Raw genomic sequence first — 12,822 nt, forward strand, 5'->3', positions numbered from 1 at the left:
GGATCAGACTACGAGCCCCAGCAAGAGCACGAAGACGAGTCCGGCGACGGACAGGACGGTCTCCATGAGCGACCACGTCTTGATGGTCTGGCCGACCGTCATGCCGAAGTACTCCTTGACGAGCCAGAAGCCGGCGTCGTTGACGTGGCTGAAGAACACCGAGCCGGCGCCGATCGCCAGCACGATGAGCGAGACCTCGGCGCTCGGCAGGCCCTCGGCGAGCGGCACCATGATGCCCGCGGCCGTCACGGTGGCGACCGTCGCCGAGCCCGTCGCGAGGCGGATCAGCACCGCCACGAGCCAGGCCACCAGCAGCACCGAGAAGTTGGAGTCCTCGACCCAGGACGCCACGACGTCGGCGATCCCCGTGTCGACGAGCGTCTGCTTGAAGCCACCGCCCGCCGCGACGATGAACACGATGCCGGCGATCGGGCCGAGCGAGGCGCCGATGCTGTCCGAGATCCGGTCCCAGCCCATGCCGCCCGCCGTGCCGAGCGTGAACAGCGCGACGAGCACCGAGATCAGCAGCGCGATGAGCGGCGTGCCGACGAAGTCGAGCGCGGAGCGGACGACGCCCTCGGCCTCGGTGATGTCCGCGATCGTCTTGGCCAGCATGAGCACGACGGGCAGCAGGACCGTCGCGAGCGTCATGGCGAAGGACGGGCGCTCGGCGCGGCGCTCGGTCTCCTCGGCCTTGAACAGGTCCGGGGCCGGGACGTCCACCCACGCCGTCGCGAACCGGGCGAACAGCGGGCCGGCCACGACGATCGTCGGGATCGCGACGAGGATGCCCAGGCCGAGGGTCAGGCCCAGGTCCGCCTCCAGCTGCCCGATGGCGGCGAGCGGTCCCGGGTGCGGCGGCACGAAGCCGTGCATCGCCGACAGGCCGGCCAGCGCCGGGATGCCGAGCGCGATGAGGGACTTCCCCGAGCGGCGGGCGACCAGGAAGATGACCGGCATCAACAGGACGAGGCCGATCTCGAAGAACATGGGCAGGCCGATGAGCGCGCCGATCGCCGCCATCGCCCACGGCAGCATCCGGTCCGAGGACCTGCCGATGATCGTGTCGACGATCTGGTCCGCGCCCCCGGAGTCCGCGAGCAGCTTGCCGAACATCGCGCCCAGGGCGATCAGCATGCCCACGCTCGCGACCGTCGAGCCGACGCCCTCACTGAAGCTGGCGACCGTGTCCTCCATCGACATCCCGGCGATCGCGCCGACCGTGAGCGAGCCCAGCGTGAGGCTCAGGAACGGGTGCAGCTTGACGACCGTGATGAGCACGACGATGACGGCGATGCCGATCAGGGCCGCGAGCAGCAGCTGGGTGGACTCGCTCATGCGTTCTCCTGGGCGGTGCGGAGCCAGCCGAGGAAGTCGGCGGCGATGTCGTCGGGCGTCTCGACGATGTCGAAGACGGCGCCGAACTCGTCCGGCTCGAGCGGCTCGAGCGTCCTCTCCTGCGACTCGAGCAGCGAGACGGGCATGAAGTGGTCGCGCCCCTCCATGCGGGAGCGGATCAGCTCGTGGTCGCCCTGCAGGTGCAGGAACGCGACCCGGGGCGCGTGGCGGGTGAGGACGTCGCGGTAGACGCGGCGCAGGGCCGAGCAGCTGATGACGCCGCCGCCCTCGTCGTGCTCGGCGAGCCAGCCGCCGATGAGCTCGAGCCACGGCCAGCGGTCCTCGTCGGTGAGGGCCTGGCCGGCCGACATCTTCTCGATGTTGGCGCGGGGATGGAAGTCGTCCCCGTCCACGTAGGGGACGCCGACGCGGTCGGCGACGGCGTGCCCGACCGCCGACTTGCCGACCCCCGAGATCCCCATGACCACGACCAGCGGCGGACTCATGGCCCACACGCTACGCCCGGTCGGCGAAGCTGGCGCGTCAGAGCAGGTCGCGCAGCTCCTTGGGCAGCTCGAAGTCGTCGGCGCTCGCGCCTTGGTCGAAGCCGAAGGCACCCGCGCCCGCGGGCTTGGCCGGCTCGGCCTTCGCGGCGGCCGCGCGCTTGGCCGGGTTGCCCGACACGCGCTTGCCCTTCTTCTTGCTCTGCTTGGGCTGCTTGGCGCCGGCGCGCTTGCCGCCGCCCATGCCGGGCATCCCCATCCCGGGCATGCCGCCCATGCCGGGCATGCCGCCGCCCTTCGCCATGCGCTGCATCATCTTGGCCGCCTCGAAGAAGCGGGTGACGAGCTGGTTGACGTCGCTGACCTGCGTGCCCGAGCCGCGGGCGATGCGGGCGCGGCGCGAGCCGTCGATGATCTTGGGGTTGTCGCGCTCGGCGGGCGTCATCGAGCGGATGATCGCCTTGATCTTGTCGATGTCCTTCTCGTCGAAGTTGGCCAGCTGGTCCTTGAACTGGCCCATGCCCGGCAGCATGCCGAGCATCTTCGTCATCGACCCCATCTTCGACAGGGCCTCCATCTGCTGGAGGAAGTCCGCGAGCGTGAACGAGCCGCCGGCGACCTTCTCGGCGGCCTGCGCGGCCTGCTCGGCGTCGAAGACCTTCTCGGCCTGCTCGATGAGCGTCATGACGTCGCCCATGTCGAGGATGCGCGAGGCCATGCGGTCGGGGTGGAAGACGTCGAAGTCGTCCAACTTCTCGCCCGTGGAGGCGAACATGATCGGGCGGCCCGTGACCGAGCGGACCGAGAGGGCGGCACCGCCGCGCGCGTCGCCGTCGAGCTTCGACAGCACGACGCCGGTGAAGTCGACGCCCTCGGCGAACGCCTCGGCGGTGCCGACGGCGTCCTGGCCGATCATCGCGTCGATGACGAACAGCACCTCGTCGGGCTGCGTGGCGTCGCGGATGTCGCGCGCCTGCTTCATCAGCTCGGCGTCGATCGCGAGGCGGCCCGCGGTGTCGATGATGACGACGTCGTGCAGCGTGCGCCTGGCCTCGGCCACGGCGTCGCGCGCGACCTGCACGGGGTCGCCGATGCTCTGGGTGCCCGAGCCGGTCTGCGCCGCGCCGACGTTGCCGGCCTCGGGCGCGAAGACGGTGACGCCGGCCTGCTCGCCGACGACCTTGAGCTGCGTGACGGCGTTGGGGCGCTGGAGGTCCGCCGCGACGAGCATGGGCGAGTTCCCTTGCTCCTTGAGCCAGCGGCCGAGCTTGCCCGCGAGGGTCGTCTTGCCCGCGCCCTGCAGGCCGGCGAGCATGATGACGGTCGGCGGGTTCTTGGCGAACCGGATGCGCCGCGTCTCGCCGCCGAGGATGCGCACGAGCTCGTCGTTGACGATCTTGATGACCTGCTGCGCGGGGTTCAGCGCCTGGCTGACCTCGGCGCCGCGGGCGCGCTCCTTGACGTTGCCGATGAACTCGCGCACGACCGGCACCGCGACGTCGGCGTCGAGCAGCGCGACGCGGATCTCGCGGGCCACCGCGTCGATGTCGGCGTCGGACAGCTTGCCCTTGCCGCGAAGTCCCTTGAATGCCGACTGGAGCCGGTCCTGCAGCGAATCGAACATAGGCCCCCAGCCTAGCCGAGGCCCGTCACGCCAGGGCGTCGCGGACCGCGCGCCGCAGCACCTCCGCCGTGCCGTCCGCCAGCGCCCGGTCGTGCTCGTCGGTCACGTAGAACACGTCGCGCGCCTCGTCGCCGTATGTGGACAGGTGCGCGGAGCGGATGTGGTGGCCCAGTCCCGCGATCGTCTGGCACACCGTCCAGACCAGCCCGCGACGGTCGAGCGAGCGCACCTCGAGCAGCGTCGCGGTCTGCTCCATCGCGTCGAGGACGGTGATGCGCGGCTCGAGCTCGTCCGGTGCGAGCGAGTACGCCAGGCGCGCGGCCAGGTCGAGGCGGCCGTCGAGGGCGGGCCGGATCCGCTCGGCCAGCGCGACGGGATCGATCCCGTGACGGGTCACCTCCCAGAGGGAGCCGGCCGTGGTGCCGATCGTGACGGTGCGGCACGACCGGACGTTGAGGCCGGCGACCGTGAGCGCCCCGGCGAGGTCGGCGAGCAGGCCCTGCCGGTCGCGGCCGACGAAGCGCAGCAGCGAGCCGTCGTGGTGCGGCTGCGACTCCAGCACGAAGTCCCGCTGCCCCAGCTCGGCCGGGTCGGGCAGCGGCAGGTGCGCGGGCCAGCCGACGTACTCGTCGGGGTCCTCGGGCGCCTCACCGCGCAGGTGCTGGCGGGTCTTGGCGACGAGCCCCTCGATGAGCCCTCGCCGCCAGCCGCTCCACGCCGTGGGGCTCGTGGCGGCCGCGTCGCACGCGGTCAGGGCGGCGAGCAGGTCCAGGAACGGCTCGGTCCCGACGATCTCGGCGATGTTCGCCGCCGTGACCGGGTCCTCGATGTCGCGCCGGGTCGCGACCGTCGGCAGCAGCAGGTGCCACTTCACGAGCCGCGCGATCGTGTCGGCGTCGCCGTCCTCGAAGCCCCATCGCAGCGCGATCTCGCGGGCCATCGGCGCGCCGACGTCGCTGTGGTCGCCGGGCCGCCCCTTGCCGATGTCGTGCAGCAGCGCGGCGGCCGCGAGCAGGTCGGGACGCGTGACGTCGCGGTTGAGCTCGTCGGCGTTCACGCACGCCTCGATGCTGTGCCGGTCGACGGTGAAGCGGTGGATCGGCGAGGACGACCCGCGCAGGCGGATGCCCGACCACTCCGCCACGAACCGGTCCACGAGCCCGGCGAAGTCCAGCTGCAGCCAGACCGGGACCAGGCGACGGCCGGTCGAGAGCAGCTCGACGAGCCAGCGGTGCGCGGGCAGCGGCAACGGGCCGTCGAGTGCCGGGGTCTCGCGGGCCAGGCGGGCGAGCGAGGCCTCGTTGACCGGCAGGGCACGGCGCGCCGCGGTCGTCGCCACCCGGAACAGCAGCTCGAGCTCGCCCGTGTCGGCGTCGGCCGTCAGCACGACCTCGCCGTCGAGCACGCCGACGCCGGGGACGACCCGCTCGATGACGGGTCCGCGGCTGCCGAGCCGGCGGTGCGGATCGCGCTCGATCACGTCGATGCGGCGCCAGGCACGGGCGACGAGGTGGTCGATGCGACGGCCGAGGTCACGCACGCGGAGGTCGAGGTCGACGCGGCTCTCCCCCAGCCGCTCGGCGACGTCGGGCACGAGGTCGGGCACGAGCTTGTCCGTGCGCTTGCCCGCGACGTCGTGGAGGGCGTCGCGGACGGCGAGCAGCTCGTCGCCCAGCTCGGCGACCTCCGCGGACGGGACGTCGACGAGCCACGTCGCGGCGATCGCTCGCAGCAGCACGAGGTCGCGCAGGCCGCCGCCGGCGTTCTTCAGGTCGGGGACGGCCTCGTAGGCCAGCTGCCCCGACCGCTCGAGCCGCGCGTCGCGGTCTGCCCGCACCGCGGGCAGCTGGGCCCGTGCCTCGCGGCGCCACGTCGCGAGGATCGTGGAGCGCAGGGCTACCACCACTCCCCCGTCGCCCGCGACGAGCCGGGCGTCGATCGCGCCCAGCGCGACCCGGAAGTCCTCGCCGGCAAGCCCGGTCATCTCCTCGACGGAGCGCACGGACTGGTCGATCGGGACCTTCGCGTCCCACAGCGCGGTCCACAGCATCGAGGCGACGCCGTCCATCTCGCGCGGGTCGAGGTGGTCCGCGTGCACGAGCACGACGTCGACGTCGCTGTGCGGCGACAGCTCCCCTCGGCCGTACCCGCCGATCGCGACGAGGGCCACCCCGGTGGCGTACGCGCCGGCGACGCGCTCGAACGCCTCGCGCAGGACGACGTCGGTGGACCCGGCCCGCGCGGCGCGCTCGCGGGCCAGGTCCACCTGGAGGTCGTGGTTCAGAGGGCGGCCTCGTCCGTCTCGCCCGTGCGTACGCGCACGACCGAGTCCACCGGGATCACCCACACCTTGCCGTCGCCGATCTTGCCCGTCTGCGCCGCCGACGTGATCGTGGCCACGACGCCCTCGACGTCGGCGTCGTCGACGACGACCTCGAGACGGATCTTCGGCACGAGCGAGACGTCGTACTCCGCGCCGCGGTAGACCTCGGTGTGGCCCTTCTGCTGGCCGTAGCCGCTGGCCTCGGTGACGGTCATGCCTGCGACGCCCGAGGCGGCGAGGGCCTCGCGGACCTCTTCCCACTTGTGCGGCTTGATGACTGCGGTGACGAGCTTCATGCGTTCATTCTCCCGTTCTCAGAGGATGGTGCCGGAGGAGCCGGCGATGTCGTAGGCGGATTCCCCGTGCTCGGCGAAGTCGATGCCGTTCGTGACCTCGTCCTCGTCGTCCACGCGCCAGCCGATCGTCTTGGCGATGCCGAACGCGATGAGGGTGGTGAACACGGCGGTCCAGGCGATCGCGATGAGCGCCGCCATGAACTGGTTCCACAGCGAGTCCAGGCCGCCGCCGTAGAACAGGCCGTCGATCCCGCCCGGGGCGGACGCGGTCGAGAACAGGCCGATCAGCAGCGTGCCGACGAGACCGCCGACGAGGTGGACGCCCACGACGTCGAGCGAGTCGTCGAGGCCCCACCTGAACTTGAGGCCGACGGCCCACGCGCACAGGGCGCCGGAGATCGCGCCGATCGCGATGGCGCCGACGACGCTGACCGCACCCGCCGCCGGGGTGATCGCGACGAGGCCGGCGACGATGCCCGAGGCGGCGCCGAGCGAGGTGGCCTTGCCGTGCAGCAAGCGCTCGACCAGCAGCCAGGCCAGGATCGCGGCCATCGTGGCCACGGTCGTGTTCATGAAGGTCACGCCGGTCTCGGTCATGAACTGCGCCGTGTCCTTCTCTGCGCCGTCGCCCGCGGTGAAGACGATCGAGCCGACGTTGAAGCCGTACCAGCCGAACCACAGCATCGCCGCGCCCATCATCGTGAGCGGCAGGTTGTGCGGACGCATCTGCTCGCGCGGCCAGCCGATGCGCTTGCCGATGATCAGCGCCAGGATGCCGCCCGCGATGCCCGCGTTGATGTGCACCACGGTGCCGCCGGCGTAGTCCTGCGCCGGGAAGTGCTCGTGGATGAAGCCGCCGTTCCAGACCATGTTCGCGATCGGGAAGTACGAGAAGGTGACCCACAGCGGCAGGAACACGAGCCAGGCAGAGAACTTCACGCGGTCCGCGACGGCGCCGGAGATGAGCGCCGCGGTGATGATCGCGAAGGTCATCTGGAACGCGACGGCGATGTAGTCGCCCCACTCGACCCCGTTGAGGCCGAAGAGCTCGAACGGGTTCGTGAAGAAGCCGCCGACGCTCTGGCTGCCGAACGACATCGACCAGCCCCACAGGACGTAGACGAGTCCGACGACCGCGGCAGCGGCGTACGACATCATCATCATGTTCAGCACGGATCGGGCACGGGTCATGCCGCCGTAGAACAGGGCGAGTGCGGGCACGGTCATGAAGAGGACCATGGCCGTGGCCATGAGCATCCAGGCGTAGTAACCATCCATGGCGCCCACTGTGTCGGGCGCGGATTTCGCGTCGGGACGCTCGGTGTTACGTCTGTGTTACGCCTCCAGGAGCGCGTCCACGAACTCCTCCGGGTCGAACGGGGCGAGGTCGTCGGGGCCCTCGCCCAGGCCCACGTACTTCACGGGAACGCCGAGCTCACGCTGCACCGCGATGACGATGCCGCCCTTGGCGGTGCCGTCGAGCTTCGTCAGGACGATGCCGGTCACGTCGACGACCTCGCCGAAGACGCGCGCCTGCGTGAGGCCGTTCTGGCCCGTCGTGGCGTCGATCACGAGCAGCACCTCGGTGACGGGGGCCTGCTTCTCGACGACGCGCTTCACCTTGCCGAGCTCGTCCATGAGGCCCGACTTGGTGTGCAGGCGGCCGGCGGTGTCGATCAGGACGACGTCGACGCCGTCGGCGATGCCCTGCTTGACGGCCTCGAAGCCCACGCTGGCGGGATCGGCGCCCTCGTGGCTGCGGACGGTCGGCACGCCCACGCGGGCGCCCCACGTCTCGAGCTGGTCGGCCGCGGCGGCGCGGAAGGTGTCGGCGGCGCCCAGCAGGACCGAGCGCTCCTCCGCGACCAGCACGCGGGCGAGGCGGCCGACGGTGGTGGTCTTGCCGGTGCCGTTGACGCCGACCACGAGGACGACGCCGGGGACGCCGTCGTCGCCGGTGGTGCGGGTCGTGCGGTCCAGTGAGGGACCGACGAGGCCCAGCAGCTCCTCGCGCAGGACGGCCTTCGCGCGCTCGGGGTCCTTGACGCCCTCGGCGGCGAGGCGGGCCCGCAGGTTGCCGACGAGCTCGGTGGTCGGGCCGACGCCCACGTCGGCGGCCAGCAGGGTGTCCTCGATCTCCTCCCACTGGTCCTCGGTGAGGTCGCCGCCGCCGAGCAGGGCCAGCAGGCCACGGCCGAGGCTCGACTGGGAGCGCGAGAGCCGCGAGCGCAGCCGTGAGAGGCGGCCGCGCGGCGCCTCCGGACGCTCGATCGTCGGGGTGGGCGCGGTGTCCGGGACCTGGTGGTCCTCGACGACGCCGGCCTCGAGCTCCTCCACCTCCTCGAGGTCGACCGGAGCCAGCTCCGGGTGCTCGATCTCGCGCTCGGTCAGCTCGTCCGCCACATCCGGCGGCGGCAGCTCGCGCTGGCGGTTGGCGACGAGGTACGCGATGCCGCCGCCGAGGACGACGATGGCGAGCGCGATCAGGGCGACGAGGAGCTCCGTGTTCACGGGACCACCCTAGACAACGGCGGGCGTCGCGCCGCGAGGCGTCACGTGCACCACCTGCCCGAACCGCGCGAGGACCGACGGGCTGTGGCTGATGACCAGCACGCTGCGGTCCTCGAGCGCGAGCACGTCGTCCATGAGCGCCTCGGCCGTCGGGGCGTCGAGGTGCTCGGTCGGCTCGTCGAGGACGAGGACGCGGTGGTCGGCCAGCAGCAGCCGCGCGAGACACAGCCTCTGGCGCTCGCCGCCCGACAGCCGGCCGCCGCGCTCGCCGACGGGCGTGTCGAGGCCGTCCGGCATCGCGTCGACCGCGTCCAGCAGCCCGGCCGCCGCGAGTGCCGCGCGCAGGCGGGTGTCGTCGGCCGCGGGGTCCGCGACGCGCAGGTTCTCGCGGATGCTCGTGTCGAACACGACGTCGTCCTGGCCGAGGTAGCCGACCACGCGGCGCACGTCGGCCGCGGCGAGCGCGGTGGTCGGGACGCCGCCCAGCCGGACCTCCCCCTGCCACGTGGGCAGCAGCCGCAGCAGCGCGTAGGCCAGCGTCGACTTGCCGACGCCGCTCGGACCGGTGACGGCGAGCTTCGCGCCCTCGGGCAGGTCGAACGAGACCGGCTCCGTGACGGGACCGTCCCAGCCGACCACGGCGCCGTCGACCTCGAGGTCGTGACGGCCGGGAAGCTGCTGCGGGTGTCGCGGATCCTGCACGGGACTGGACAGGGCGGCGATGTCGGCGAGCCGGCCGGCGGCCGCCTCCACCTCGGGCCGGACGCGCTCCGCCTCGGCCCAGCCGGTGACGGGCTCGACGAGCGCGATCGGCGCGAGCAGGATCACGCCGACCACGACGGGGTCCACTCCCCCGCTCCACGCCGCCAGCACCGCGACCACGAGACCCGTGACGGCGAGCACGACGGCGGAGCCGACGCCTCCCACCCGGGCGCCGCCGACCTGCGCGGCGCGGGCGTCGCGCGTGGCATCGTCCGCGCGCGCCAGGGCGTCCTCCGCGGCACCGAACGCGACGAGCTCGCGCGCGGCCACGGCGGACGCGGCGACCTCGGCGGCGAGCCGGCCCTGCGCCTCGGCACGCGCGCCGCGCCCGGCCCCGACCCGCGCCACGAGCGTGCGCAGGCCCAGCGCGCTGAGCGCCACGCCCGCCAGGATCACCAAGCCCGATCGTGTGTCGATCGCACCGACGACACCCACGACGACGGCGCACGCGGCGATGCCGACCCACCACGGCACGCGCACGCGCAGCAGGCGGTCCTGCAGCGTCGCGACGTCCGCGACGACGCGGCTCACCAGGTCGCCCCGGCGCAGGTCGCCGAGGCCCGCGGGGGCGGCACGGTCGAGGTCGGCGTAGGTCGCGACCCGCTGCTCGACGGCGTCGGCGAGCGCCACGTCGTGCGTGGCGAGACGCTCCGCGTAGCGCAGGACGGACCGCGCGATCCCGAAGAAGCGGACCGAGACGATCGCGACCATGAGGTACAGCACGGGCGGCTGCTCGGCCGCGCGGACGATGAGCCAGGCGGCGGCCAGGAGCAGGCCGACCGACGCGAGCTGGGCCAGCACGCCCATCGTGACCCCGAACGCGAGCCGCGTCCGGCGCGGGTACGCCGCGGTCATGCCGCCACCTCCACGACCCGGTCGGCGACGGCCACCGAGTCCGGCCGGTGCGTCACCACGAGGACCGTGGCGCCGCACGAGCGCAGCGTCCGCATGACCGTCGCCTCGTGCTCGGCGTCGAGGCCGGCCGTCGGCTCGTCGAGCAGGACGAGCCATGCGCCGCCGACCCGGATGCGCAGCAGCGCCCGCGCGACCGCGAGGCGCCGGCGCTCGCCGGCCGAGAGGTCGGTCGTGCCCTCGCGCACGACCCGGTCGAGGCCGACGTCCAGCCCGGCGTCCCGTGCCGCGGCGGCGACGTCGTCGGCGCTCGCGGCCGGCTGGCCGAGCGCGACGTTCCGCGCCACCGTGCCGGCGACCAGCTGCGGCGTCTGCGGGACCCACGCGACCGACTCGCGCCAGGCGACGACGTCGAGCTCGCGCAGCGGAGTGCCGCCGACCACGACCTCGCCCTCGTCGAGCTGCTCGAAGCCCAGCAGGACGTCGAGCAGCGTGGACTTGCCGCCGCCGGACGGGCCGACGACCGCGACGAACTCACCGGGCTCGACGCTGAGGTCGTCGAGCCGCAGCGAGACCGTCGTGCGGCCGGGGTGGGTCAGTCGCGCCCCGCGGACGGCCACCGCCGCCGGGCCCGCAGGCGGCGGGACCGTGCCGGTGTGCCGGTCGTGCTCGAGCAGGTCGAGCAGGTCGGCCGTGGCCGTGGCGCCCTCGGTGCTGTCGTGGAACATCGTGCCGACCTGCCGCACGGGCAGGTATGCCTCGGGCGCGAGCAGCAGCACGAACATCGCCGGCAGCAGCGCCAGGTCGCCCTCGACGACCCGCAGTCCCACGCTCACGGCGACGAGCGCGGTCGAGATCGTCGAGATCAGCTCCAGCACGAGCGACGACAGGAACGCCAGCCGCAGGGCGCGCAGGGACTCCTCGCGGTGCCGCGTGCCGACCTCGCGCAGGCCGCGCTCCTGGCGCCGGCCGAAGACCTTCAGCACGACGAGGCCGTCGAGCACGTCGCCGAAGTGGCGCGCCAGGCGCTCCATCGCGGCCCACCGCCGCTCGACCCTGTCGCGCGTCAGCAGCCCGACGAGCGCCATGAACACGCCGATCAGCGGCAGGGTGACGGCGATGATCACGGCGGACATCAGGTCCGCCCACGCGATGACGACGATCACCGTCGCCGGCACGATCGCGGCGAGCGCCAGCTGCGGCAGGAACCGGCCGACGTAGCCGTCGAACGCGTCCATTCCCGGGCCCAGCAGCGCCACGAGCCGGCTGCTGGACGGGCGCGGGCCGACCCGGCGCGGGTCGAGCAGGTCCGCCGCGACCTCGGCGCGCAGCTCGGCCTTGACGCGGATCGCGGCCCGCTCGCTGACGACGCCGTGGGCCCACGCCGCGACCGCGCGCAGCGCGAACGCGCCCGCGACGGCCGCCGGGAACAGCAGCACCTCGTCCCCGTCGAAGCGACGCGAGACGACGACCGCGACGCACCAGGCGACCACGATGACGAGCACGGCCGTGACCACGCCGAGGAGCACCGACCACACCAGGTGGGTGCGGACGGTGCTCGATCGGCGGACCAGGCGCGGGTCCAGCGGCTTCACGGCGCTCCTCAGTGCAGGGAGGCCGGGATGTGGTGCACGCCGATGCGCTTGCGGAACACCCAGTACGACCACGCCTGGTACAGGACCACGATCGGGGTGAAGAACACCGCGACCCACGTCATGATCTTGAGCGTGTACGGCGTCGAGGACGCGTTCTCGGTCGTGAGGTTGAACAGCTCGCTCGTGCTGGAGGGCATCACGTTCGGGAACAGCGCCAGGAACAGCATCGCCACGACGGCGGCGATGGCGACGGCCGTGCCGAGGAAGGCCCAGCCGTCGCGGCCGCGCAGGCTGGCGGCCAGGCCGCCGAGCAGTGCCACGCCGGCGATCGCGCCGGCCACCCAGACCGAGAGCTTGCCCGCGTCGACCGCCGTCCAGGCGATGAACAGCACGGCCAGCACGGCGGCCAGGCCACCGACGCGCTGCGCGAAGGCGTGCGCGCGGTCGCGGATGTCGCCGACGGTCTTGAGCGCGACGAACACCGCACCGTGGACGAGGAAGACGGTCAGCGTCACCAGGCCGCCCAGCAGCGCGTACGGGTTGAGCAGGTTGAAGAACCCGCCCGTGTACTCGTGGGCCTCGTTGATCGGCACGCCGCGCACGATGTTGGCGAACGCGACGCCCCACAGCAGCGCGGGCAGGAACGAGCCGACGATGATCGCCCAGTCCCAGCGGTCGCGCCAAGCCTGGTCGTCGCGCTTGCCTCGGTACTCGAAGGCGACTCCGCGGATGATGAGGGCGACCAGGATCATGAACAGCGGCAGGTAGAACCCGCTGAACAACGTGGCGTACCACTCGGGGAACGCGGCGAACATCGCGCCGCCGCCGACGAGCAGCCAGACCTCGTTGCCGTCCCAGACCGGGCCGATCGTGTTGATGAGGACGCGACGCTCGCGGTCGTCCTTGGCCATGAGGCCGACGAGCATGCCGACGCCGAAGTCGAAGCCCTCCAGGACGAAGTAGCCGACGAACAGGACGGCGATCAGGATGAACCAGACGGTGGTGAGTTCCATGGCGA

At 72.7% G+C, this 12,822-nt stretch carries 10 protein-coding genes; all 10 read right to left on the bottom strand.

Annotated elements, in window-relative coordinates; translation table 11 throughout:
- Nucleotides 1-3: 3 nt before the first annotated feature.
- Genes AB3M81_RS09445 through cydB form a run of 10 tightly spaced genes read right to left on the bottom strand, consistent with a single transcriptional unit; the run spans nt 4 to nt 12,817 of the window.
- Complete coding sequence (locus AB3M81_RS09445; RefSeq protein ID WP_412903654.1) at nt 4-1,338, bottom strand: GntP family permease; 1,335 nt, start codon at nt 1,336-1,338, stop codon at nt 4-6.
- Nucleotides 1,335-1,844 carry a gluconokinase gene (locus AB3M81_RS09450; protein WP_412903655.1) on the bottom strand — a complete coding sequence of 170 codons (510 nt, stop codon included), beginning with the start codon at nt 1,842-1,844 and terminating at the stop codon, nt 1,335-1,337. The genes AB3M81_RS09445 and AB3M81_RS09450 overlap by 4 nt, the downstream gene beginning before the upstream one ends.
- A 37-nt stretch (nt 1,845-1,881) precedes the next feature.
- Nucleotides 1,882-3,465 carry a signal recognition particle protein gene (gene ffh, locus AB3M81_RS09455; RefSeq protein WP_412903656.1) on the bottom strand — a complete coding sequence of 528 codons (1,584 nt, stop codon included), beginning with the start codon at nt 3,463-3,465 and terminating at the stop codon, nt 1,882-1,884.
- Between the two features lie 25 nt (nt 3,466-3,490).
- Complete coding sequence (locus tag AB3M81_RS09460) at nt 3,491-5,731, bottom strand: [protein-PII] uridylyltransferase (RefSeq protein WP_412903657.1); 2,241 nt, start codon at nt 5,729-5,731, stop codon at nt 3,491-3,493.
- Between the two features lie 14 nt (nt 5,732-5,745).
- Nucleotides 5,746-6,084 carry a P-II family nitrogen regulator gene (locus AB3M81_RS09465; RefSeq protein ID WP_412903658.1) on the bottom strand — a complete coding sequence of 113 codons (339 nt, stop codon included), beginning with the start codon at nt 6,082-6,084 and terminating at the stop codon, nt 5,746-5,748.
- 18 nt (nt 6,085-6,102) lie between these two features.
- Nucleotides 6,103-7,362: an ammonium transporter gene (locus tag AB3M81_RS09470; protein WP_412903659.1), complete on the bottom strand. Its 1,260-nt coding sequence runs from the start codon at nt 7,360-7,362 to the stop codon at nt 6,103-6,105.
- A 57-nt stretch (nt 7,363-7,419) separates the two neighbouring features.
- Nucleotides 7,420-8,595 carry a signal recognition particle-docking protein FtsY gene (gene ftsY, locus AB3M81_RS09475; protein ID WP_412903660.1) on the bottom strand — a complete coding sequence of 392 codons (1,176 nt, stop codon included), beginning with the start codon at nt 8,593-8,595 and terminating at the stop codon, nt 7,420-7,422.
- 9 nt (nt 8,596-8,604) lie between these two features.
- Nucleotides 8,605-10,212, bottom strand: a complete 1,608-nt coding sequence (gene cydC / locus AB3M81_RS09480) for a thiol reductant ABC exporter subunit CydC (RefSeq protein ID WP_412903661.1) — start codon at nt 10,210-10,212, stop codon at nt 8,605-8,607.
- Complete coding sequence (gene cydD, locus AB3M81_RS09485; RefSeq protein WP_412903662.1) at nt 10,209-11,804, bottom strand: thiol reductant ABC exporter subunit CydD; 1,596 nt, start codon at nt 11,802-11,804, stop codon at nt 10,209-10,211. The genes cydC and cydD overlap by 4 nt, the downstream gene beginning before the upstream one ends.
- A gap of 8 nt (nt 11,805-11,812) precedes the next feature.
- On the bottom strand, nt 11,813-12,817 hold the full coding sequence (gene cydB, locus AB3M81_RS09490) for a cytochrome d ubiquinol oxidase subunit II (protein ID WP_412903663.1): 1,005 nt from the start codon (nt 12,815-12,817) through the stop codon (nt 11,813-11,815).
- Between the last annotated feature and the right edge of the window lie 5 nt (nt 12,818-12,822).

The sequence above is a fragment of the Aeromicrobium jepli genome, from assembly GCF_047246605.1.
GTDB lineage: Bacteria > Actinomycetota > Actinomycetes > Propionibacteriales > Nocardioidaceae > Aeromicrobium.